The organism is Pseudomonas sp. NPDC089408, from assembly GCF_044749445.1.
Taxonomy (GTDB): Bacteria; Pseudomonadota; Gammaproteobacteria; order Pseudomonadales; family Pseudomonadaceae; genus Aquipseudomonas.
On the sequence record NZ_JBIVHY010000011.1, the window covers coordinates 56226 to 78154 of the forward strand.

Here is a 21929-nt window from a genome sequence, read left to right on the forward strand (position 1 = left end):
TCGCGCCGGTCTAGCCGACCGGCGCCGCCGGCTCCTCGCGCAATGCGCGCAGGGCCGCACGCAACTCAGCCGGGCGCACCGGTTTGGAAAGCACGGTGATATTGCGCTCATGCACCACTGCCTGAATTTTTTCCGGATCATGCCCTGTCATGATCAGCGCCGGCACTTCCCAGCCGCGCTCGGCGCGCAGCCGGTCGATGCAATCGACCCCGGTTGCCTCCTGCCCCAGGTCATAATCGGCGACAATTACCGCACAATCACTGCTCAGGCCCACCGGCGAGCTGTGCGCTTCAACCTCGCATCCCCAGCGCTGCAACAGCGCCGACGTCGCCCGCAGCACGTTGTGGTCGTCCTCAACCAGGCACACCCGCAACCCGCCGAGCAGGCCGGCGGCTGCAGCCGAGCGCTCATCCGCCACCTGGGCTGGTTGCGCAGCCAGGCAGGGCAAGCCTTGCAGGCTTACCGCCGTGCCGTGCCCTGGCCGCGAGCGCAACTGTACCTCAAGGCCCATCAGGTGCCCCAGCCGCCGTACGATCGACAACCCCAGGCCCACCCCCTCGACATCCTTGTCGCGCACCTGGCGCACCCGGTAGAACTCTTCGAACACCAGCCGCTGGTGCGTTTCTTCTATGCCCCGTCCCTGGTCGTAGACCACGATGGCAAGGCCATCGGCACGGCGCCGTACCCCCAACAGCAAAGGCCGATGGGCCGCATACTTGAAGCTGTTGGACAGTACGTTCTGCACCATGGTGGCCAGCATGCCGCGATCGGCACAGGTCCAGTAACGGCAGGGGCGCAAGCGTATCTCTACCCCGGCCCAACGGGCGGCCTCGCTGTTCTGGCGTACCAGGTCGGCCAGGAATGCAGCCAGGGCAAAGGCTTCTTTTCGCGGCTGCACACGACCGTTGTCGAGGGTGTAAAGGTCGAGAATGGAGCGAAACAGCTGCGACACGTTAAGCAGCGAACGGTCGATGCTGTCGACCAGCCGCCGTTCGTCCTTGCCCAGTTGCGACTCGCGCAGGCAGGCGGTGAACAGGCCGATAGAGTGAATGGGTTGGCGCAGGTCATGGCTGGCCTGGGCCAGAAAGCGGGACTTTTCGCGGTTGGCTGCTGCGGCCTGTTCCGAAGCCTTGCGCGTGCGCTCCAGCAGCAGGTGCGCATAGATCGGGATCACCGTACTGGTAGTGAGCAACATCAGTACCATGAACGGGTTGGCCTGCCAGTAAGGGGTGATTTGATACACCACCAGCAATGCCGCCAGCGCCAGCACCGTGGCAATGACCAGGTAACGCGAGCCGAAGCGCATGCCGTTGCCCAGGTTCACCCACACCATCACCGCATAGATCGGCAGCGCCGCCTCGCCGCCCACCACCAGCCCGAAGCAGGTACCGGTGTAGTCGTGCACCATGCCCAGCACCCGTCGCCAAGGGTAATGCCCAGGCCAATGGGCAATGGCCTGGCGAAACGCGATGGATACCAGCACAAAAGCGCTGATGTAGTAGATGACCGGCAGGTATGGCGCATGCGAGCTGCCCGGCAGAAAGCCCAGCACGGTCATGTAGACCAGGGCGCAGCAGGCAACGATGACGCGCAGGTTGGCTTGATCGAGCTCGTTGTTGTTGGTGTTGTTGGTGTTGTGGCTATCCGGTTGCATGGCCAGTGTCCCTGTGCACGGGGTCGCATTACCGCCATCCGTAGGCAGCACCCTTTGTCCGTGGCTGCTAAGTTAACATGGCCCACCCCACTCACGGCCACAGGGAGTAGCCACGCGTGACGTGTCGTATCATCGTGGCGGATGACCATCCGCTTTTCAGGGAGGCTTTGGCGCGCACGGTGCAGTGCGTGTTACCGCAGGCCTGCGTGGAAGAAGCGGGTTGCCTTGCGCAAGTGCTCGCGCTGGCCGATACCGGCGAAGTCCCAGACACCCTGATCCTCGACCTGCGTTTCCCGGGGCTGGTCGACGTCCAGTGCCTGGTGCAGCTGCGCAAGCAGTTGTCGCGCACCACTCTGATCATCGTGTCGATGGTCGATGACCCCGGTGTGGTCGAGCAGGTCATGGCTACCGGCGTAGATGGCTTTATCGGCAAGAGCATTGCTGCCGACGAGATCGGCGCAGCCATACTGGCCATACGCGAAGGCGAGGTGCTGGTCAGGTATGCACCCTCAGGGCTGTTGCCCGACATTGGCGGCGAATGCGCGGTGGAACAACTTACCCAGCGCCAGCACGAGGTGCTGCGGTTGATAGCCCAGGGCAAGACCAACAAGGAAATCGCCAAGGCTCTGGATATCTCGCCGTTCACAGTGCGAATACACGTGTCCTCCCTGCTTAGGGCACTCGGTGTTTCGTCACGCACGGCCGCCGCGGTCAAATACACCGGCAGCTGACACCGTTGGTCAGGCACCGAAGAAGATAATGGGAGCGCTGGCCCTGACTGAGGCTCTTAATACATGAGGGGTGGTCAATGGCTTCGCCTCTCACTCCTGTGTTGGCCCGCCGCCGAGGCGGGCCTTTTTTAGCGAAACGGAGGCAGGCATGAACGACCAACGATGGATGGGCGGCGGCAACGTGCAGGACGACTGGCCTGAACTTGAACCGGATCAGCGCAATGATCGGGTAGATGACCCGGATACAGACCCTGACCTGACCGATGACGAGCAAAACCGGCCCGGCGTACCGGCCAGTGATCCCGAGTCCGGGGCGTGAGCGAAAACATGCTGTTGCAGGCGGTTTCAGGCAATGGTGGCGGGGTCTTCAACCGAGCGGCCAGGCTTGCTGCCTGATTCCCGCCAACTCACTTCGGTCACCCCATAGCGCTCTGCCATGGGCCTGCTCACCTTTCGGATCTTTTCGCGGCCGAACTTGGGAATGATGCCAATCCCTGCGTCGCAACTGGCCCAGTGCCAGGCTTCGGCATTGTCCAGGCGTTCCAGACGGATGATGAAGCTGCGAGGCTTGCCGTGCAGCAGGTAATCAATGATGTACAGCTGGGGATTAGGCATTGCTGAGCCCTCCTCTTTTCCATGGATGACTTCTCATGGAGTCGGGCATTGGCAGAAAAATTCAAAAAGATATAAGGCCCTTCGCATGAAGGGTTGCCTGGCGGGATGTCCGCCAGGCAACCCATACACGTTAAAACGGTCGTTTACGGGTTACGACCGCCGCCGTGGCTGTTCTGCCCACCTTTGCGGCCTGCTTCGGAAGCACGCTCCCGGTCATTGGCAAAATTGCCGCCAGAAGCCTGGCCACCTTTCTGCCCCGCCCGGGAGGCCTTTTCGCGGTCGTTGGCAAAGTTGCCCGGGTTGGTTTCCTTGGTTCCGCCACGTTGGCTGGTCTGGTCCTGATCTCGAGCCATGTCGTTTCTCCTTGCGATGGGAAAGTAGTCACGGTGATGTGCCGTGCCCTAACTCCGAACCCGATCACGGGCGCAGTGCTCCTTCTGTTATTTCGCTAACGGACGAGTGGCGCCAAATGATTGCTCGCAGGTACATTGGCGCGCCGCTCGTTGGTGCAAACACCAGGCAGTCGCGGCGGCGCTGCAAGCCTGCCTATAATGGGCCCGACACAGCCCGGCGATGCGTCGATGGGCCACTTTTCAGGTCTGTATAAGGCACCGCCATGAAGTCGACTGCTAGCCAGCCCGCTGCTCCGCAGAACCCTAACCTGACGACCAGTCACCTGAATTTCCCGGTGGTCGGTATCGGCGCCTCGGCGGGGGGGCTGGAAGCAATCTGTACCTTGTTCCGGCAAATGCCTGCCGACTCGGGTATGGCATTCGTCATCGTCCTGCACCTGTCGCCTGATCACCAGAGCGTTGCCGATCGCATCATCCAGGAGACCACCGACATGCCGGTGCGTCAGGTTACCGAGCCGGTGCCGATCCAGCGCAACCATGTGTATGTGATTTCGCCGGCAAACCGGCTGTCGACCAACGATGGATACCTGCGCGTAGCGCCTGCCAATCGGCGTCGCGGGGACCATGTCGCCATCGACCTGTTTTTCCGCGACCTGGCAGACGTGCACAAGGACCACGCGTTTTGTGTGGTGATGTCCGGCACCGGTGCCGATGGTGCGGTCGGCCTGTCGCGGATCAAGGAGCAAGGGGGCGTTACCCTGGCGCAATCCCCGGACGACGCCCAATACGACAGCATGCCGCGGGCGGCGATAGAGACCGGCATGGTCGATGTCATTTTGCCGGCCGCCGAGATACCGCAAAAACTGTTGGAGTTGTGGCAGAACGCCAGCCGGGTAAGGCTGCCGCAGATCGAGGACGATACCCTGCCACCTGCCTTGGGCACCCGCGTAGGCGACCCGCAAGCTTCCGACCCGTTACTGGAAGAAATCCTCCTGCAGTTGCGCAGCACTACCGGGCATGATTTCCAGCATTACAAGCGCGCCACCGTGCTGCGCCGCATCGAGCGGCGGCTGCATGTCACCGGCCAAGCTGACCTCGGCGCCTACCTGCGTTATCTGGAAGAGCACGCCGATGAGTCGGCGCAATTGCTGGCTGACATGCTGATCGGCGTGACCAACTTTTTCCGTGACCGCGAAGCGTTCGAGGCGCTTGAGCGCCATGTGCTGCCGCAGTTGGTCAGCGAGCCAGAGCCCAACGAGAGCGCCGGTGAGATACGCATCTGGTCTGCCGGTTGTTCCACCGGCGAAGAAGCCTATAGCCTGGCCATGCTGGTAAGCGAGCAATTGGCAGTTGAGCAGCGTGCCAGTCAAGTGCAGGTATTTGCCACCGACCTTGACGAGCGTGCGATCGGTATCGCCCGGGGGGGCTCCTACCCGGAGGCAATCATTACCGATGTGCCGCCCTCACGGCTGCGCCAGTTCTTTGTCAAGGAAGACCAGCACTACCGCGTGCGCAAGGAAATCCGCGAAAAGGTACTGTTCGCGCGCCACAACCTGTTGTCTGACCCGCCCTTCTCGCAAATCAACCTGATTGTCTGCCGTAACCTGCTGATCTACCTCGACCGTGAGATCCAGCAAGACATCCTGCGCATGTTCCATTTTGCACTGCGGCCCGGTGGTTACCTGTTCCTCGGCTCATCCGAATCTGCCGACATCGCTGCGGAGCTGTTTGCCGTGGTCGACAAACGCAACCGGATCTACCGTGCCCGTGATGTCAGCAATGCCGGTCGACGCCCGGCCCGCCAATTGCCAGGCCCGGACCTGGCCCACTTGTTGCCGCCAGCGCAGGGCAAGCGCAAAACCGGCCGCAAGCCGGCCTATGCCGAACTCCACCACCGTGCGCTGGCGCGCCGTACCCCGCCCAGCCTGATCATCGACGGTGAAGGCGCCATCCTGCACCTGAGCGACGGCGTCGGTCGTTTCATGCAGCTGGGTGCCGGCGAGCTCAGCCGCAATTTGCTGAATCTGGTGTTGCCAAGCTTGCGCCTGGCGTTGCGCAGTACCCTGTTCCAGGCCCGCCAAGGCACCGAGGCGGTTACCTCACGCCCCGTGGACCTGGGGGAAGGCGAACAGCGGGTGCAGGTCGAAATAACCGTGCAACCGCACAAAGATGAAATGAGCGCGGGTGAATACCTGCTGGTGGTGTTCGAGGAGCGCGCGCCGGACCCGTCGATCCCCCTGCCCGGTTCCATTCGCCAGACCGACAGCATGGTCCTCAACAACCTCGAACGCGAGCTGCAGCGCACCCGTTTGCAATTGCAGGAAACCATCGAACAGTCGGAACTTTCCAGTGAAGAGCTGACCGCCTCCAATGAAGAGATGCAGGCGATCAACGAAGAGCTGCGCTCGGCCAGCGAAGAGCTGGAAACCAGCAAGGAAGAGTTGCAGTCCATCAACGAAGAGCTGCTCACGGTCAATTACGAGCTTAAGAACAAGGTCGAGGAAACCGACAAGGTCAACGACTACCTCAGCAACCTGATTGCCAGCACGGACATCGCCACGGTGTTTGTCGATCGCAACCTGCACATCCGCTGGTTCACCCCGCGCGCCAGCGACTTGTTCAACGTGCTGCCGGTCGACACCGGTCGTTCGTTGCTGGACATCACCCACCGCCTCGACTACCCGGCGCTGGCCGATGATGCGCGCGCGGTGGTCCAGGGCGAAAACATCATCGAGCGTGAAGTGGGTGGCCAGGATCAGCACTGGTACCTGGCGCGGCTGCTGCCGTACCGCTCCAGCGAACAGAAGATCGACGGCACTGTGTTGACTTTCATCGATATCAGCAAGAGCCGGGCAGCCGAAGAACGCGTGCGCCTGGGCGAAGAGCGCATGCGGGTGGTGGCCGAAAGCACCCATGACTTCGCCATCATCCTGCTCGACGAGCAAGGCCTGATCACCGACTGGAATACAGGCGCCACTTTGATTTTTGGCTACAGCAAGGCCGACGTGCTGGGCCAGCACTACCAGCTGATCTTCACCGACGAAGACCGCCAGCACAACATTCCCGAACAGGAGTTGCACGCCGCGCGCATCAACGAGCGCAGCCAGGACGAGCGCTGGCATGTGCGCAAGGACGGTAGCCGGTTCTATTCCAGCGGAGAAATCTCCCGGCTCAAGGGCAGCACTTTGCGCGGCTATGTCAAGATTGCCCGCGACCTGACCGGGCACAAGCGCCTGCATGACGAACAGACCAAGCAGCTGGCCGAGTCGCAGAGCACCAGCCACATGAAGGACGAGTTCTTCGCCATCATGTCGCACGAACTCAAGCATCCGCTCAACCTGATCCAGCTCAACGCAGAGATTCTTCGACGGCTGCCGTCAGTTGCCCATATTCCGGCTGCGAGCAAGGCCGTGGGCACCATTCGCGAAGCGGTCAGCAGCCAGGCGCGCATCATCGACGACCTGCTCGATGTTGCCCGTATTCGCACGGGCAAACTCAAGCTCAAGACCGAACCTGTAGATTTCTCTGCCATTGTCCAGGGTATTCATACCGTGGTACTGAGCGAGCAGCCCGCATGCAGCGTCGCCCTTGAATTGCCGGCAGACGGTTTGCCCGTGCTCATCGAGGGCGACATCACCCGCCTGGAACAGGTTGTCTGGAACCTGCTGCACAACGCCTTGAAATTCAGCCCGGCTGGCGGGCTTATTCGCTTGGTGCTCAGCCATGGCAATGAGCAGATGACCTTGCGCGTGGTTGATCAGGGCATTGGCCTGGACACCAATAGCCTGGAGCATATTTTCGACTTGTTCAGCCAGGCCACACCGCAAACGGGCACCCACAACCGTGAAGGTCTGGGGATCGGCCTGTCGCTGGTGCGACAACTGGTCGAGGCCCATGGTGGTAGCGTACGGGCGCATTCCGAGGGCATGGGCAAAGGCTGCACCTTCTCCGTGACGCTACCCCTTTACGAGGGTGGCCGTCGGCCAGAGACCGCAGCAGATGAGGTTCAGGCGACCGGCCGGCTCGACGGCATTCATGTCCTGCTGGTCGACGATTCTGCAGAAGTGCTTGAGGTGATGAAAGAACTGCTGGAGATGGAGTGCGCCCAGGTCAGCGCCTACAGCGACCCCCGCCAGGCTTTGCAAGCTGCAGCCAGCACAACCTACGATATCATTCTCTCCGACATCGGCATGCCGGGCATGGATGGCCATGCGCTTGTCAGGGCACTTCGCGGGCTTGCCCACCTGCGGCACACCCCGGCAATCGCGTTGACGGGTTATGGCGCCAGCGCGGATCAGCACAAGTCTCGACAAGCAGGCTTCGACCGCCACCTGAATAAACCCGTAGGCTATGACGAACTGGTGGAAGCAATCGAGGGGCTGCACGGTTCGGAGCCCTACTGACCATCCGTCTGAACCCAGTTGCATTAAACACAACGTTCCTTGCGCTTCTGGTGACTAATTCCTTATAGGAATAGGCGTCACCAGGAGTACGCATGAAACCGGTCAAACCTCGCGCTACCGTCATATGCCGCCATGGCAAGCATGCCCGTAAATGGCTGTGGGTCAGGAAGCCCAACGCCGCCTGGACCCTGCCGGGTGGCAAAGTGGAGCCCGGTGAATCACCGCAGCAGGCGGCCGAACGCGAATTGCTGGAGGAAACGGGCCTGCAGGCGCAAACCCTGACCCTGCTGATGCGTCATGAAACGCCGGAACGTACCCACTTTGTATTCGAGGCGGAGTTTGCCGATGCGCCTCACCCTACCGCGCTGCACGAAATAGCAGACTGCCGTTTCGCCCATTTCGACCATATGCCGGTACTCAAGGGCGAAATCAGGTTGCTGATTCGCTCCCTGCTGGCCTGCGACCAAGCTACAGCGGCTTCGGTGCGTTGAGCGCCGCATGGCACCGGCTGTGCCGGTGTTCGCGGGTGAACCCGCTCCCACAGGGACCGCGACAGCCTGGGGCCCGCACAGTACCTGTGGGAGCGGGTTCACCCGCGAAAGGGCCAGTACAGGCATCACGTCGTTAACGGGGATGAACAGGTCCAAACGGCAGTGACTGCATCAGGCATGCACGCTCCACTGGTGCGCATCCGGGTCGATCGGCATTTCGTCGATGGCATGGATCATGCCGCTTTTCAGTGCTTCCTGAGGTGCGAGGATGCGCGGAGAGGCCATCAAGTAACGGGGCACATCCAGCACCTCGCTGCTGCCTTGGGTGCGTTCCGCCACGATTTCCGCGTAGAGCCGCAGGTCATAATCCAGGCTCATGGCGTATTCAGCCATGCGCGCGTGGTCGACAGAACCATGCAGCGTCCAGTGAAACGGATGAAACAGGAACTTGCTGTGGGCACAGGCAGTGCGGTGCTCGCCCGCCAGGAACAGGATATTGCCCATTGACTCGACGGTGCCCAGGTTGTGCGTATGCAAGGGCACCGGCAGCCCCCTAAGGAAGTTGTACAGGGTGAAGCCGTAGCTGCACTCGCCGCCCATGGTGGCGATATTCAATTGCAGCAATTCGGCCCCTTGCTGCAGGGCCTTCGAACAGGTGCTGATGAGGTTGCCACAGGTGGATGAATTGATCGGGCCGGTAAAATGGATGATATGTCTGGCCATGCGTTCCTCCAGGCTGATGCAGAGGGTTCTTCCAGTGAACGGGAGTCCTGGCTGCTAAAGGGTGGAATCGCATGGGGCAGCAAAGTTCAATTCGCCCCCGCAGGCCGCCGTCGATCCTTGCGCTTGGAACCCTTGAGCAGTTGCACCGGTCGCAAATGATGAACCGTGTAACAAGAAGATGAGGAGGCAGCGTGAGCGAAGTGCGTGTCGGCATTTCAGGATGGCGCTACGGCCCCTGGCGCAAGGATTTCTACCCCGCTGGCTTACGTCAGGACGATGAACTGGCGTTTGCTTCACGGGCGGTCAACACCATCGAGATCAACGGGTCCTTCTATAGCCTGCAGACGCCAGAGCGGTACCGTAGCTGGGCCCAGGCTACACCGGACGATTTTGTGTTCTCGGTCAAAGCCCCCCGCTACATCACCCATGTAAGGCGCCTTAAGGACATCGAACAACCGATGGCCAATTTCTTTGCCTCCGGGCCTTTGCTGCTCGGCGAAAAGCTCGGCCCGATACTGTGGCAGTTCCCGCCCAACATGAAGTATGACGAATCGCTGTTCAGCGCTTTCCTGGCGTTGCTGCCGCATGACCGAGAGGCTGCGCGGAACATTGCCGAAGGCTGCGCCGAACGTCTCAAGGGCAACGGTGGCACCGCGATCCAGGGTAACGGCCCGCTGCGCCATGCCGTTGAAATACGTAATGAAAGCTTTCTGTGCGAAGCCTTTGTCAAGCTGTTGCGCAAGCATCACGTAGCGTTGGTGGTTGCAGACAGCGCCGGCAAATGGCCATACGTCGAAGACGTGACCGCCGATTTCGTCTACATGCGCCTGCACGGCGACGTGGAACTGTACAGCAGCGGCTATACCGTGCGCGCACTGCGCCGCTGGAAGCAGCGCATTCAGCAATGGAGCCAAGGCAGCCAGGCCGATGACGCCGCGCTGATCGTGCCAGGGCCGCCGCCGCATCGCGCTTCGCGGGATGTGTACTGTTACTTCGACAACGACCAGAAGGTGCATGCCCCTTATGACGCCCGGCGCCTGCTGGAAAAACTGCACCTGGACCATGACCTGATGACCGAACCTGGTGTCGAGCCGCAGGTGCAGCTATGAACAGAACCCTGCCCGCACCCAGTTGCATCATCGACAAGATCACAGCAGTTCATCGGCTCAATGTGCTCACCCTCAACGTTCACAAGGGCTTCACCTTCTTCAACCGTCGCTTCATCCTGCCTGAACTGCGTGAAGCCGTGCGCACCACCGGTGCCGACCTGGTGTTTCTGCAGGAGGTGCATGGAAGCCACCAACAGCATGCCGTGCGCCACCCGGCATGGCCGGAAATCCCCCAGTACGAGTTCCTGGCAGACAGCATGTGGCCGCAATTTGCCTATGGGCGTAATGCGGTGTACCCCCATGGTGATCACGGCAATGCCCTGCTGTCGAAGTTTCCGATCACCCGATTCGACAACCTCGACGTCTCTGTTCACGGCAATGAGCAACGCGGCTTGCTGCATTGCCAACTGGAAGTACCGGGCCACGAGCAGGTGCATGCCATCTGTGTGCATCTGGGCCTGCGTGAAGCGCACCGGCAAAGCCAGGTGAAGCTGTTGCTTGAACTGCTCGAACGTTTGCCCGCCAAGGCCCCGGTGATCATTGCCGGCGACTTCAATGACTGGCGGCTCAAAGCAGACGCGGTGTTGTCGCAGCGGCTGGTCGAGGCCTTTGGCGAACGCTTCGGCACACCCGCTCGCAGTTTTCCGGCGCGCATGCCGCTGTTGCGCCTGGACCGCATCTATGTGCGCAACGCCATGCCTGGCAAAGCGCAGGTGCTGTCCAGCTACCCGTGGTCGCATCTGTCCGATCATGCCCCCCTTGCCGCGGAGATCATCGTGTGAAAAGACCTTGGGTAGATGGCAACAGCGTAGAACTGCTGATCAATGGCGAAGCGTTCTACCCCCGTGTATTCGAGGCCATGAGCCAGGCACGGGAAGAGATCTTGCTGGAAACCTTCATCATCTATGACGACAAGGTGGGTCAGCAGCTGCAACGGGCGCTCATCGACGCCGCCAGCCGCGGGGTTAGAGTCGAAGTGGTAGCAGACGGTTATGGCACCGCTGATTTATCTGCCGAGTTCGTCGCAGCCATGACCGATGCCGGCGTGAGCTTTCACTTGTTCGACCCCCAGCCGCGGCTGGTTGGCATGCGCACCAACCTGTTTCGCCGGCTGCACCGCAAGATCGTGGTCATCGACGGCGAACGCGCGTTTATCGGGGGCATCAACTACAGCGCCGACCACCTGGGGGACTTCGGGCCGATGGCCAAGCAGGACTATGCTGTTGAGGTCACCGGCCCCGTGGTGGCGCAGGTGCATGCAGTGAGCCGACGACTGATGTCGCCAGTGCTCGAGCCCCCCAGTGAGGTGCGCCCGGTCACCGAGCCTGCCGGTGACATGACTGCCGTATTGGTAGAGCGTGACAATGGTCAGCGCAGTACGGCCATCGAAGCCTATTACCTGGAAGCGCTGCGCGGCGCGCGTCAACGCATCGTGATAGCCAACGCCTACTTCTTCCCCGGGTATCGTCTACTGCGCGAGTTACGCAACGCCGCGCGCCGTGGCGTGGACGTCACCTTGATCATGCAGGGCCAACCCGACATGCGTTGGGTCCGCGCCCTTTCGCGGCTGCTTTACAACTACCTGCTGCGCGACGGTGTGCGCATACATGAATACTGCCAGCGCCCGCTGCATGGCAAGGTAGCGCTGGTGGACGATGACTGGGCCACGGTCGGTTCAAGCAACCTCGACCCGTTGAGCCTGTCTTTCAACCTCGAAGCCAACCTGTTCATCCGCGACCGCGCGTTTACCCGGCAGCTGCATCAGCATCTGCAATCGCTGGCGAACGAGCAATGCAAGCCGGTCACTCTGGAACGGATGATTCGAGGTTACTGGTGGCGCGCCCCGCTGATTTTCATAAGTTTCCACGTGGTTCGTCATTTCCCCAGGATTGCTGGCTGGTTTCCGGCGCACCGCAAGCGCATCAAATCATTGCAGCCTGAAATCGAGACGCAAGGCAACCTGCACGAGGGCAATACTTGATGGAGCGAAAGCGTTGGCAAACCTGGGCCAAGCGCCTGTTCACCGTACTTTTCCTGATTCTGGTGCCGGCGTTGCTGTTCATGCTGGCGCGCAACCTGGACTGGAACGAAGTGCGTCAATCCTTGCTGGCTTACAAGCCTGGAACGCTGGCAGTGGGCCTGTTGATGGCCCTGGTCAGTTTCCTGATCTTTGCCAGCTATGATTTGCTTGCCCGTAGCTATACGGGGCACAAGCTGCCGGCACGGCAGGTATTGCCAGTCGCCTTCGTGTGCTACGCCTTCAACCTCAATTTCACCACGTGGGTAGGCGGTGTTGCCTTGCGTTATCGGTTGTACAGTCGGCTGGGCCTGGATACGCCTACCATTACCCGCATTCTCACCCTGGGCCTGCTGACCAACTGGATGGGCTACATGCTGCTGGCGGGCGGTGTGTTTGCGCTGCGTCTGGTGGAACTGCCAGCCAACTGGGCCGTGGGCACCACCGGCCTGCAACTGATCGGCTTCATACTGGTGGCGATAGCACTCGGCTACCTGTTGGCCTGCGGCTTGGCAAAAAAACGCACCTGGCGCTGGCGCGATCATGAGCTGACCTTGCCTTCCCTGCGCCTGGCGCTGTGTCAGGTTGCGTTGGGCGCGAGTAACTGGGCCATGATGGCCCTGCTGATCTATTGGTTGTTACCCGATGAGGCCTTCTATCCCTCCATCCTGGGTATCCTGCTGATCAGTTGCGTGGCCGGCGTTGTTGCCCATATCCCGGCTGGGCTGGGCGTGCTGGAAACGGTGTTTCTAGGCTTGCTGCATGGGCAAATGGCTCAGGGCAGCCTGGTCGCGGCGCTGTTGGCGTACCGAACCTTGTATTACCTGATACCCCTGGTGCTGGCAGTCATCACGTACGTGGTGCTGGAAAAACGCGCCAAGGCCATGCGCCGGCGCGAGAAGCCAGCTTGAAATCAATCACGGCCACGGCCGGGAGGTGTGCATGCGTGCCTTTATCATGATTGCCATGCTGGCGAGCTTGGCGAGCGGTGAAGCGTTGGCTGAAGCGTGTGATGTGATGACCCGATCATCCAGCGAAGCGGTGAAGCCGGTGGAGCAACATACGTGCTACAGCTACGCCAACATGCCCCCAGAAGCGCTGAACTGGTCATGCAGCAATGAAAGCAAGGAGATGCTCAGTTCGCAGAAGCACAAGGTGGAGCGGTGTGCTGATGGCAGCGTGGGCAGTTGCATCGCTCCCTTGACCCAGGAAGCGCTGGCCAACCCCAAGGCCACTGGCAACGACGAGCCCTCGACACGCCCGAGCCTGCCAAAGGATGCGCGGGTGGTAACCTACTATTACGACACACCAAGCCTGGGCCAGGCGCGCTCCGACTGCGAACGCAGCAACGGTATCTGGCAAACCCACTAAGCCACCGCCAGGCTGATGGTTGCCGTTGCCGTTGCCGTTGCCGTTGCCGTTGCCGTCGCTTTTGATTTTGCTTCTAAGCGCGCAATAGCTCAGGCGCAACAGATTGCGACTTCAGGAGGCCGAGCGAAGGGCTTGCGAAGGGAGATGACGGGCATGGATGCCCGTCAAGCGCTGAGGCCCCATGGATGGGGCCTGCAGCGCGTGCTCCCGGGAGCAAGCCCGTAGCGAGGGGACCCCGGAGCGAAGCGTAGGGGCCGGATGATGGGAGCCGACGGCTTTGGTTACTTTGGCCGGCCAAAGTAACCCGCCGGAAGGGCGGAAAGGTGACTCAGCGCCATCTGCGCGAACGAATGTATACGCGGTGTTCAGGCCCACAAAAGCTTTAGCGCTGGTTTCGAGAGAGCGAAAACTCCATCTGCAATGGCGACGCTTACTCACCTTTTCGCTCTTACAGCGAGTCACTTTTTGCCAAACGCGGCAAAAAGTAACCAAAAAACGCTGCGCTCCCATCATCCGGCCCCTGCGCTGCGCTCCGGGGTTCCCTCGCTACGGGCTTGCTCCCGGGAGCACGCGCTGCAGGCCCCATCCCTGGGGCCTCAGCGCTTGACGGGCATCCATGCCCGTCACCTCCCTCCGCAAGCCCTTCGCTCGGCCTCCTGAAGTCGCAATCTGCGGCGCCTGAACTCTCGCGCGCTTAGAAGCAAAATCAAAAGCGACAGCAAAGGCAACAGCAACAGCAACAGCAACAGCAACAGCAACAGCAACAGCAACGAGGTTGTCAGGGGGAAATTGGATCGCTGGCCGGGAAGGTTTCGTCGAGGGCATTATCCACGTTGGTTTCCTTCGGCTGGGCTACCTGCGCACAATTGCAACTTGGCATACGGCACGGCTCACCGTTCCGGTGCCCTGTTGCACACGCTTCACAGCAATAAGCCTTGCCATTTTGCGGGGCAGCATCCACGGTGCAGGAACATTCACTGCAAGCGCATCGTAATTCGCTCATCGGTTACCCTCCTCGTCTTCGTCGATCACATCATCGGTCCAAGGCTTGCCATCCAGCGGCGCTGAGCGGGCCAGCTCGGCCTCATCCAGGCCAATACCACCACCGATCTCCTCGGCGTCCACATGGCGCAGGCTCTGGTCCGCCGGCCCGCCGTGGCCAGGCTCGTGTGGGTCACGAGCACCGGTTTCGTCCAGCAACGTATCCGGGCTGAGGTCGTCATAGGTGACATTGTCCTCGTGCAGACTGTCCGTCAGCGCTTCGCCACCGGTCATCCCACCCTCTGCTACTCGCCGGGCCGGAAATTCTTCGGCAATTTCCTGCTCCGGGCGTTCATCCCCTACCCGCCCCTCGCGATCATCCCGGCGCTCACTGAAATCCAGCTCGTGAACACTGCCCATGCGGTCCTCGATCGTGTCGATTTCAGTTGGGGTATAGGGTTTCGGATCATCAGGTCTGGACATGATTGTCTCCATCAGTTGGCTTACCCACGGTCGACTCCCGCAAGGCTCGGATGATTCAGAGTTTTTTTGCAGGCCCAAACGGTTTTTTGAACTACGCGCTGCGTCGTCAGCTCCCAACGATAAGACCGCGATCGCTCCGGAGCCCGCCATGGCCAAGCCGCTCGACGAATATGCGCGCAAGCGCGACTTCAACGCCACACCCGAACCCAGTGGCAAGCGCAGCCGCAGCAAACGCGCCCATGCGTTGCAGTTCTGTATCCAGAAACACGACGCCAGTCACCTGCACTACGACTTTCGCCTGGAACTGGACGGCACGCTGAAAAGCTGGGCGATCCCCAAAGGGCCATCGCTGGACCCGAAAGTGCGGCGCCTGGCCGTGCACGTCGAGGACCACCCCCTGGACTACGCGGACTTTGAGGGAAATATTCCCGAAGGCCATTACGGGGCTGGAGACGTGATCGTCTGGGACCGAGGCATCTGGGAACCGGAAGGTGACGCCCAGCTAGCCTATGCCAAGGGCAAACTGCGCTTCCGGTTGCAGGGCGAGAAGCTCAGCGGCGTGTGGAACCTGTTTCGTACCCACCTGGCCGGCAAGAAAGAACAGTGGATGCTGGTCAAGTCACAGGACAGCCAGGCCCGCAGCGAAAGCGAATACAGCATCGTCGACGCCCAGCCTGACAGTGTCATCAGCGAGCGTACTTTGGTGCCGAAACGCAGCGCGGCAAAAACCGCCAAAGCCAAACCGGCAACCCGCAAGCGGGTGAGTACCGGCGAGAAAGCGCCCTTGCCAGTCTTGCTGCAACCACAACTGGCCACGTTGGTTGATTCCCCGCCCGCAGGTGAATGGCGCTATGAAGTCAAATTCGACGGCTACCGCATCCTGGCTCGGATCGAAGGCGATGACATTCGCCTGTTCACCCGCAATGGCCATGACTGGAGCGCCAAAATGCCCGCGCAGGTGGCTGCGTTGCGCGACCTGGGCGTTGACTCCGCGTGGCTGGACGGTGAAATGGTGGTCAACAACGAACAGGGCGTGGCGGATTTTCAGGCCTTGCAAAATGCGTTCGATACCGAACGCGACGAGCAGATCACCTACTACCTGTTCGATCTACCCTTTCTCGGCGGTCGCGACCTGCGCCAGGTGCCGCTGCAGGCGCGCCGCGAGGCGCTGCGTCAGTTGCTGGAGCACAACGACGCCGACAACCTTAAATTCTCCGCCGATTTCGATCAGCCCGTCGACTCACTGCTGGACAGCGCATGCCGTCTGCAGCTCGAAGGGCTGATCGGTAAGCGCGTGGACAGCCCCTACGTAGGCCGCCGCAGTGCCGACTGGGTCAAGCTCAAGTGCAAGCAACGCCAGGAGTTCGTGATCGTCGGGTTCACCGACCCCAAAGGCAGCCGCAACGGCTTCGGTGCGTTGCTGCTGGCCCTGCACGACAACGACAGCGGTGAGCTACGGTATGCCGGCAAGGTCGGCACCGGCTTCAGTGCCACCACTCTGGACAGCATCCACGCCCGCCTCAGACCCCTCGAGACCACCAAGCCGGCCCTGCCCAGGCCGCCCACAGGGGCGGAAGCGCGCGGTGTTCACTGGCTAAAACCACAACTGCTCGCCGAGGTCGCCTACGCCCAGATGACCCGTGACGGCATCGTACGCCATTCGGTGTTTCACGGCCTGCGTGACGACAAGCCCGCCACCGCCATCGACCTGGAGCGCGCCATGCCCGGCAAGACCGTGCCCAAAGCCAACCATGCAACCAAGCCGGCGCAAGGCTTGGCAGACCTGCGCCTCACCCACCCAGAGCGCGTCATCGATGCCAGCACCGGCATGACCAAGCGCGATGTGGCCGAATATTACGCCGAAGTCAGTCAATGGCTCCTGCCACAACTCAAGGATCGCCCCGTAGCGCTGGTGCGCGCGCCTGAAGGCCTGGCTGGCGAACTGTTTTTCCAGAAGAACGCTGGCCAGCTGCATATCCCCAACGTGCTCAGTTACGAAAAAGCCGAGGCGGGCCAGGCGGCAATGGTCATCAATCGCCCGGATACCTTGTTGGGTGCAGTGCAGATGAACATGCTCGAACTGCATACCTGGAACGGCACCGACAAGGATTTCGACAAACCGGACCGTTTTGTACTGGACCTCGACCCGGACCCTGCGCTGCCGTGGAAGGCCATGCTGGAAGCCACCCAGCTGACCCTCACCCTGCTCGACGAGCTTGGCCTGAAGGTGTTCATCAAGACCAGCGGTGGCAAGGGCATTCACTTGATGGTGCCGCTGACCCGCAAGGCCGGCTGGGACGAGGTGAAAGACTTCAGCCATGCCATCGTCAATTACCTGGCCAAACTGTTCCCGGACCGCTTGACCGCGGTGTCCGGGCCAAAGAATCGGGTCGGGCGTATCTTCATCGACTACCTGCGCAACGGCAAGGGCGCTACCACCGCCTGTGCCTATTCGCTGCGAGCGCGTGAGGGCCTGCCGGTTTCGGTGCCCGTCTGGCGCGAAGAACTGGCCCAGCTTAAAGGTGCCAACCAGTGGACCATCGGCAACGTGCGCGAGCGTCTGGCAGAGGTTGACGATCCTTGGGCCGACATGGGCAAGGTGCGGCAGTCCATCACCCTGCGCATGCGCAAACAACTCGGGCTCAAATGATGGCGCGAGCACCCACGATCCACGCTAGGGAGGTACGCCCATGAGCATCGTTCAGGATTTCAACCTGACCACCCTCGACCGGCTGCTACGCAGCTTTGGCGAACGGCAGCAACCGCTCAACCTTGATACTCAGCTGCCGCAGCTGATCCAGGCCCTGCGAGCGGATCACCTCGACTTGCTACCATTGCCTGGGCAAGGCAACACCTTGAGACGTTGGCAGACCCTGGCCAGGGTTGCCGGCTGTGACCTGGCGTTGGCCAAACTGTATGAAGGCCATACCGATGCGCTGGCGATTCTTGCCGAATGCGGCGCAGCGCATTACGTAGCAGAGGGTACCTGGGGAGTATGGGCTGCAGAACCACCCGATGCGCGCACGTTCATCACTGCCCGTGAAGGTGCCCAGGTACGCCTGAACGGCCGCAAGGCGTGGTGCTCGGGCGCGCTGCAGATTGACCGGGCGCTGATCACTGCGTGGGATGAAGATGGTCAGACGCAGCTGGTAGCCATTGAGCTGTCACAACCCAGCCAAGGGCTGAATATCGAGCATTGGCAGGCGGTGGGCATGGCCACCACGGCCAGCGTTGACGTCGAGTTCACCGATGCCCCCGCTACGCTGGTCGGTAGCCCGGGGCAGTACCTGTCTCGCGCGGGCTTCTGGCAAGGAGGTGCCGGCATCGCGGCCTGCTGGTACGGGGCCGCCGAGGCCCTCGCAGATTACCTGCGTGAGCACTGCCGCAAGCCGCGCCCTGACCCGCATGCCAATGCCCATCTGGGCGCTGTGGATGCGGCGCTATTCGGTGCGCGCGCGGCGCTGCGTGAGTGCGCAGCATGGATCGACCGGCAACCCGGCGCGGACGCCAGCTTCGAAGTACGCCGCACGCGTGCCCAGGTCGAGCAGGCGGTGGAACAGGTCATCTCTCACGTCGGGCGAGCACTGGGGGCGACGCCGTTTTGTCGCAGCAGCCACTTTGCCCGGCTGAGCGCCGACCTGCCAGTGTTCCTGCGTCAGAGCCACGCCGAGCGCGACTTGGCCGTGTTGGGCGAACAGTCGGCACAAGTGCCGGCCGGAGCATGGCAACTATGAGTGAAAACCTGATCAATGCCAGCAGTGGCACACCTTGGGCCGCCTGGCAGCAGGGGGCGCATCTGGCCCGCGCAACCTGGCTTGACCCCAGCCAACTATGCCCGCCCGGGCGGCGCCTGGTGCTGATCGCCCCACACCCGGACGACGAAATCCTGATGGCCGGTGGGCTACTGGCCGGCTTCAAGGGCCGTGAAGATGAGCTGGTGTTGATTTCGGCAACGGATGGCGAAGGCAGCCACCCCGGTTCCAGTCACTGGACCGAACACCGCTTGCGTCGGCAACGCCCGCAGGAAAGCCGCCTGGCGCTGCAACAACTCGATCTGAACCCTAACCGCATGGACTGGCGCCGGTTGCACCTCAAGGACGGGCAGCTGCCACGCGAGGAAGCCTTTCTGGTGAGCCATCTTACCCAACTGCTTCGGCCTGATGATCTGTTAATGGCTACCTGGCGCCATGACGGTCATTGCGACCACGAAGCCGTTGGCCGCGCAGCGGCGCATGCGGCGGCGGCGCGACAAGTGCAGGTTGCCGAAGTCCCGGTCTGGGCCTGGCACTGGGCCGGGCCGGATGACCCGCGTTTGCCATGGCCACGGGCGCATCGGCTGCAGCTGGATGAAACCCGCGTGGCACGCAAGCGCAAAGCCCTGGCCGCACACGTCAGTCAGCTGCAACCCGACGGCGATCAGGCGCCAGTGCTGCCGCCGAACCTGCTGGATTGCCTGCTGCAACCTTTCGAACTGGTGTTCCTTTGAGTGGAGTTGTCATGAGCCTCGATGCGCAGTATTTTGCCGACCTGTACGCTGCCAGCGAAGACCCTTGGGCGTTTCGCACCCGCTGGTACGAAAAGCGCAAGCGCGATCTGGTGATCGCCAGCCTGCCGCGCCAGTGCTACCAGCGCGTGTTCGAGCCGGCCTGTGCCAACGGCGAGCTCAGCGCTTTGCTGGCCGATCGCTGTGCTGAACTGCTGTGCCAAGACATCGACCCCACTGCAGTTGGCCTGGCCCGTGACCGGCTGGGCGACATCGCGCATGCCTCGGTGAGCCTGGCACGCTTGCCAGGTGACTGGCCGGGTGGCCACTTCGACCTGATCGTGCTCAGCGAGGTGGGGTATTACCTCGACCCTACGGACTGGTTGCAGGTTATCGAACAGTCAGTGGCCAGCCTGACCTACGAGGGCGGCCTGCTCGCCTGCCACTGGAAGCACCCGATTGCCGGCTGCCCGCAGGATGGCCGGGAAGTGCATCGGATGCTGGCCAAACACATGCCGCTTTATCCGGTCTACCGCCACGAAGAGGCCGATTTCATCCTGGAATACTGGTCTTGCCAGCCTAGCGTGGTCGACCTCGACGAGACCTGCCCATGATTGCCGTTATCATCCCCGCACACAACGAGGCACGGCGCTTGGGGCGTTGCCTGAAATCCGTGAAGATGGCCGTAGACCAGGCGCAACAGGCAGGCCATCAGGTGGAGGTCGTGGTAGTGCTGGACAGCTGCACCGATAGCAGCGCGGCCGTCGCCAAACGCCACGGTGTCCATTTGCTGCAGATCGATGCGCGCAATGTGGGCACTGCGCGGCGCTGCGGTGCTGCATTCATACTCAGGCGTGGCGCTCGCTGGCTGGCCTGCACCGATGCCGATAGCCAGGTACCGCCGAACTGGTTGCTTTCACAGCTGGGCTGCAGTGCTGAAGTGGTATGTGGCACGGTGCATGTCCAGCATTGGCAACCCTGGCAGACCGCCGCCCTGCGCAAGCTGTACCGCAGCCGTTACCAGGCCCAGGAAGGCCACCGGCATGTGCACGGGGCAAACCTGGGCATCTGCGCCGCTGCCTATGAACGCGTAGGTGGCTTTCAACCCTTGCCGGCGCACGAGGATGTGCAGTTGGTGGCCGACTTGCAGGCCAGCGGCGCCCGGATTGTCTGGACCGCCCGGCACAGCGTAGCCACTAGCAGCCGGCGTGACAGCCGAGCGCGAGACGGGTTTGCCGACTATCTGGCGGGTTTGCAGGCGCATCTAATGTGACGCGTATGTGGGGCTGCTTCGCGGCCCCATGGGCGCTCCCAGCTGTGCGGCTATGATGCCTTGCGGGTCTTCTTCGCCGGCTTCTTGCCGCCCAGGCTGCGCTTGAGCAGCTCGGTAAGGTCGAGAATGTCTGCGCCTTTCTCCGAACCGCCGGCTTCGCCCTTTTCCACCGTCTCGATCTTGCCCTTGCTCGCCTTTTCCTCCACAAGGTCCATGATGGTCTGGCGAAAGGCATCGTGATACTCCTTGGGCTGCCAAGCGCCGCTCATGTCTTCGACCAGGCGCTTGGCCATGTCCAACTCTCGCTTGTCCACCTTGGCCTCGGTGACGCTACTGTCAAGCTCCAAGGTCTCCAGCCCCCGCACTTCCTCAGGCCAGCGCAAGGTAATCATCACTAGCGCATCGTCCAGTGGTCGCAGCAGCGCCAGGTGCTGTCGGGTATGCAGCACTACCGTGGCCAGCGCCACCTTGCCGGTTTTTTCCAGCGTTTCGCGTAGCAACGCATAAACCTTGCCGCCTCGGCGGTCGGGGCTCAGGTAATAGGGCGTGTCAAAATGCTGCAGCGGGATTTCGCCCGCGTCGACGAAGGAGAAGATATCGATGGTTTGGGTGGCCTCGGGCCGTGCCTTGCGTATCTCCTCCTCGCTGATTACCACATAGCGGCCTTTCTCGTATTCCACGCCCTTGACGATATTTTCCTTGTCGATGTCCTTGCCGGTAACCTTGTTCACTCGCTTGTAGCCCACCGGTTCCATGCTGCGCTTGTCGAGCCAGTCGAAGTCGACCCGCTCGGTGCGCACCGCCGTATTGAGCGACACAGGTATATGGACCAAGCCAAAACTGATCGCGCCTTTCCAGATTGCTCGAGCCACGGAGATTCTCCCAGGTTTGTCTGCAGATACCTCAAGTGACTGCTGCGCACCGGGAAGGTTTTACCGCGACGCCCTGTGGTAGCGGGTCGCCAATGTGTGAACGCCACCGATCAATGTAGGGGCGGGTTCACCCGCGAATGCGATGGCGGCTGCAACGGTGAACGGCCAGTGAAATTGGCCCGCAGGCCCGGCCTATTCGCGGGTAAACCCGCTCCTACAACGGGCTGTAGCGGTTCGCCGATGTGTGAACGCCACCGATCAATGTAGGAGCGGATTCACCCGCGAATGCGATGGCGGCTGCAACGGTGAACGGCCAGTGAAATTGGCCGGCAGGCCCGGCCTATTCGCGGGTAAACCCGCTCCTACAACG

At 61.6% G+C, this 21929-nt stretch carries 21 protein-coding genes; 14 read left to right on the forward strand and 7 right to left on the reverse strand.

Features of this window, described 5'->3' with window-relative positions; genetic code table 11:
- Nucleotides 1-10: 10 nt before the first annotated feature.
- On the reverse strand, nucleotides 11-1654 hold the full coding sequence (locus tag ACIP02_RS18045) for a hybrid sensor histidine kinase/response regulator (RefSeq protein ID WP_400618659.1): 1644 nt from the start codon (nucleotides 1652-1654) through the stop codon (nucleotides 11-13).
- Between the two features lie 116 nt (nucleotides 1655-1770).
- Between ACIP02_RS18045 and ACIP02_RS18050 the strand changes: the two genes are divergently transcribed.
- Both ACIP02_RS18050 and ACIP02_RS18055 read left to right on the forward strand, forming a co-directional pair.
- The gene (locus ACIP02_RS18050) at nucleotides 1771-2385 is read left to right on the forward strand and encodes a LuxR C-terminal-related transcriptional regulator (RefSeq protein WP_400618661.1); all 615 of its coding nucleotides are present in this window, start codon (nucleotides 1771-1773) and stop codon (nucleotides 2383-2385) included.
- Between the two features lie 148 nt (nucleotides 2386-2533).
- The gene (locus tag ACIP02_RS18055) at nucleotides 2534-2704 is read left to right on the forward strand and encodes a hypothetical protein (protein WP_400618986.1); all 171 of its coding nucleotides are present in this window, start codon (nucleotides 2534-2536) and stop codon (nucleotides 2702-2704) included.
- Nucleotides 2705-2730: 26 nt separating this feature from the next.
- Here the strand turns inward: ACIP02_RS18055 and ACIP02_RS18060 are convergent, their stop codons facing one another.
- Together ACIP02_RS18060 and ACIP02_RS18065 are read right to left on the reverse strand one after the other, a co-directional pair.
- Entirely contained in the window at nucleotides 2731-3000 is a 270-nt protein-coding gene (locus tag ACIP02_RS18060) for a DUF6555 family protein (RefSeq protein WP_400618663.1), read from the reverse strand.
- 143 nt (nucleotides 3001-3143) lie between these two features.
- Nucleotides 3144-3353 (reverse strand): general stress protein, encoded by a 210-nt coding sequence (locus ACIP02_RS18065; protein ID WP_400618665.1) that lies wholly within the window; start codon nucleotides 3351-3353, stop codon nucleotides 3144-3146.
- A gap of 263 nt (nucleotides 3354-3616) precedes the next feature.
- On the opposite strand from ACIP02_RS18065, the gene ACIP02_RS18070 reads away from it, so the two are divergent.
- Together ACIP02_RS18070 and ACIP02_RS18075 are read left to right on the forward strand one after the other, a co-directional pair.
- Nucleotides 3617-7756, forward strand: coding sequence for a CheR family methyltransferase (locus tag ACIP02_RS18070; protein WP_400618668.1), 4140 nt, complete (start codon nucleotides 3617-3619; stop codon nucleotides 7754-7756).
- Nucleotides 7757-7848: 92 nt separating this feature from the next.
- The gene (locus ACIP02_RS18075; protein ID WP_400618671.1) at nucleotides 7849-8247 is read left to right on the forward strand and encodes an NUDIX hydrolase; all 399 of its coding nucleotides are present in this window, start codon (nucleotides 7849-7851) and stop codon (nucleotides 8245-8247) included.
- Between the two features lie 171 nt (nucleotides 8248-8418).
- Here the strand turns inward: ACIP02_RS18075 and ACIP02_RS18080 are convergent, their stop codons facing one another.
- Nucleotides 8419-8970, reverse strand: coding sequence for an ATP-dependent Clp protease proteolytic subunit (locus tag ACIP02_RS18080; RefSeq protein ID WP_400618673.1), 552 nt, complete (start codon nucleotides 8968-8970; stop codon nucleotides 8419-8421).
- Nucleotides 8971-9161: 191 nt separating this feature from the next.
- On the opposite strand from ACIP02_RS18080, the gene ACIP02_RS18085 reads away from it, so the two are divergent.
- From ACIP02_RS18085 to ACIP02_RS18105, 5 genes are read left to right on the forward strand one after another with little or no spacing between them, the layout of a single operon-like run.
- Nucleotides 9162-10079 (forward strand): DUF72 domain-containing protein, encoded by a 918-nt coding sequence (locus ACIP02_RS18085; protein ID WP_400618676.1) that lies wholly within the window; start codon nucleotides 9162-9164, stop codon nucleotides 10077-10079.
- Nucleotides 10076-10861: an endonuclease/exonuclease/phosphatase family protein gene (locus ACIP02_RS18090; RefSeq protein WP_400618679.1), complete on the forward strand. Its 786-nt coding sequence runs from the start codon at nucleotides 10076-10078 to the stop codon at nucleotides 10859-10861. The genes ACIP02_RS18085 and ACIP02_RS18090 overlap by 4 nt, the downstream gene beginning before the upstream one ends.
- Complete coding sequence (clsB, locus tag ACIP02_RS18095) at nucleotides 10858-12060, forward strand: cardiolipin synthase ClsB (RefSeq protein ID WP_400618682.1); 1203 nt, start codon at nucleotides 10858-10860, stop codon at nucleotides 12058-12060. The genes ACIP02_RS18090 and clsB overlap by 4 nt, the downstream gene beginning before the upstream one ends.
- Nucleotides 12060-13007, forward strand: a complete 948-nt coding sequence (locus ACIP02_RS18100) for a lysylphosphatidylglycerol synthase domain-containing protein (protein ID WP_400618685.1) — start codon at nucleotides 12060-12062, stop codon at nucleotides 13005-13007. Before clsB ends, ACIP02_RS18100 begins: the two co-directional genes overlap by 1 nt.
- A 31-nt stretch (nucleotides 13008-13038) precedes the next feature.
- On the forward strand, nucleotides 13039-13467 hold the full coding sequence (locus tag ACIP02_RS18105; protein WP_400618688.1) for a hypothetical protein: 429 nt from the start codon (nucleotides 13039-13041) through the stop codon (nucleotides 13465-13467).
- 778 nt (nucleotides 13468-14245) lie between these two features.
- Here ACIP02_RS18105 and ACIP02_RS18110 read toward each other — a convergent pair.
- Nucleotides 14246-14470: a metallothionein gene (locus ACIP02_RS18110; RefSeq protein ID WP_400618691.1), complete on the reverse strand. Its 225-nt coding sequence runs from the start codon at nucleotides 14468-14470 to the stop codon at nucleotides 14246-14248.
- Nucleotides 14467-14931 carry a phosphotransferase system, HPr-related protein gene (locus ACIP02_RS18115; RefSeq protein WP_400618694.1) on the reverse strand — a complete coding sequence of 155 codons (465 nt, stop codon included), beginning with the start codon at nucleotides 14929-14931 and terminating at the stop codon, nucleotides 14467-14469. The genes ACIP02_RS18110 and ACIP02_RS18115 overlap by 4 nt, the downstream gene beginning before the upstream one ends.
- Nucleotides 14932-15079: 148 nt before the next feature.
- On the opposite strand from ACIP02_RS18115, the gene ligD reads away from it, so the two are divergent.
- The 5 genes from ligD to ACIP02_RS18140 are packed head-to-tail and all read left to right on the forward strand — an operon-like array spanning nucleotide 15080 to nucleotide 20687.
- Complete coding sequence (ligD, locus tag ACIP02_RS18120; protein WP_400618697.1) at nucleotides 15080-17581, forward strand: DNA ligase D; 2502 nt, start codon at nucleotides 15080-15082, stop codon at nucleotides 17579-17581.
- Nucleotides 17582-17621: 40 nt separating this feature from the next.
- A complete protein-coding gene (locus ACIP02_RS18125; protein WP_400618700.1) occupies nucleotides 17622-18665 on the forward strand; it encodes an acyl-CoA dehydrogenase in 1044 nt (347 codons plus the stop codon).
- Nucleotides 18662-19417, forward strand: coding sequence for a PIG-L deacetylase family protein (locus ACIP02_RS18130; RefSeq protein ID WP_400618703.1), 756 nt, complete (start codon nucleotides 18662-18664; stop codon nucleotides 19415-19417). Before ACIP02_RS18125 ends, ACIP02_RS18130 begins: the two co-directional genes overlap by 4 nt.
- 11 nt (nucleotides 19418-19428) lie before the next feature.
- Nucleotides 19429-20028: an SAM-dependent methyltransferase gene (locus ACIP02_RS18135; protein WP_400618706.1), complete on the forward strand. Its 600-nt coding sequence runs from the start codon at nucleotides 19429-19431 to the stop codon at nucleotides 20026-20028.
- Nucleotides 20025-20687: a glycosyltransferase gene (locus ACIP02_RS18140; protein WP_400618709.1), complete on the forward strand. Its 663-nt coding sequence runs from the start codon at nucleotides 20025-20027 to the stop codon at nucleotides 20685-20687. Before ACIP02_RS18135 ends, ACIP02_RS18140 begins: the two co-directional genes overlap by 4 nt.
- A gap of 50 nt (nucleotides 20688-20737) precedes the next feature.
- Here ACIP02_RS18140 and ACIP02_RS18145 read toward each other — a convergent pair whose 3' ends face one another.
- Nucleotides 20738-21559, reverse strand: a complete 822-nt coding sequence (locus tag ACIP02_RS18145) for a Ku protein (protein ID WP_400618712.1) — start codon at nucleotides 21557-21559, stop codon at nucleotides 20738-20740.
- Nucleotides 21560-21929: the final 370 nt, after the last annotated feature.

Bases quoted from the DNA above. Each gene is read 5' to 3' on its own strand.
- ACIP02_RS18125 (WP_400618700.1), top strand. From the start codon at position 17,622: ATGAGCATCGTTCAGGATTTCAACCTGACCACCCTCGACCGGCTGCTA.
- ACIP02_RS18100 (WP_400618685.1), top strand. From the start codon at position 12,060: ATGGAGCGAAAGCGTTGGCAAACCTGGGCCAAGCGCCTGTTCACCGTA.
- ACIP02_RS18105 (WP_400618688.1), top strand. From the start codon at position 13,039: ATGCGTGCCTTTATCATGATTGCCATGCTGGCGAGCTTGGCGAGCGGT.
- ACIP02_RS18060 (WP_400618663.1), bottom strand. From the start codon at position 3,000: ATGCCTAATCCCCAGCTGTACATCATTGATTACCTGCTGCACGGCAAG.
- ACIP02_RS18080 (WP_400618673.1), bottom strand. From the start codon at position 8,970: ATGGCCAGACATATCATCCATTTTACCGGCCCGATCAATTCATCCACC.
- ACIP02_RS18045 (WP_400618659.1), bottom strand. From the start codon at position 1,654: ATGCAACCGGATAGCCACAACACCAACAACACCAACAACAACGAGCTC.
- ligD (WP_400618697.1), top strand. From the start codon at position 15,080: ATGGCCAAGCCGCTCGACGAATATGCGCGCAAGCGCGACTTCAACGCC.
- ACIP02_RS18070 (WP_400618668.1), top strand. From the start codon at position 3,617: ATGAAGTCGACTGCTAGCCAGCCCGCTGCTCCGCAGAACCCTAACCTG.
- ACIP02_RS18140 (WP_400618709.1), top strand. From the start codon at position 20,025: ATGATTGCCGTTATCATCCCCGCACACAACGAGGCACGGCGCTTGGGG.
- ACIP02_RS18055 (WP_400618986.1), top strand. From the start codon at position 2,534: ATGAACGACCAACGATGGATGGGCGGCGGCAACGTGCAGGACGACTGG.
- ACIP02_RS18065 (WP_400618665.1), bottom strand. From the start codon at position 3,353: ATGGCTCGAGATCAGGACCAGACCAGCCAACGTGGCGGAACCAAGGAA.
- ACIP02_RS18110 (WP_400618691.1), bottom strand. From the start codon at position 14,470: ATGAGCGAATTACGATGCGCTTGCAGTGAATGTTCCTGCACCGTGGAT.
- ACIP02_RS18135 (WP_400618706.1), top strand. From the start codon at position 19,429: ATGAGCCTCGATGCGCAGTATTTTGCCGACCTGTACGCTGCCAGCGAA.
- ACIP02_RS18090 (WP_400618679.1), top strand. From the start codon at position 10,076: ATGAACAGAACCCTGCCCGCACCCAGTTGCATCATCGACAAGATCACA.
- ACIP02_RS18115 (WP_400618694.1), bottom strand. From the start codon at position 14,931: ATGTCCAGACCTGATGATCCGAAACCCTATACCCCAACTGAAATCGAC.
- ACIP02_RS18075 (WP_400618671.1), top strand. From the start codon at position 7,849: ATGAAACCGGTCAAACCTCGCGCTACCGTCATATGCCGCCATGGCAAG.
- ACIP02_RS18130 (WP_400618703.1), top strand. From the start codon at position 18,662: ATGAGTGAAAACCTGATCAATGCCAGCAGTGGCACACCTTGGGCCGCC.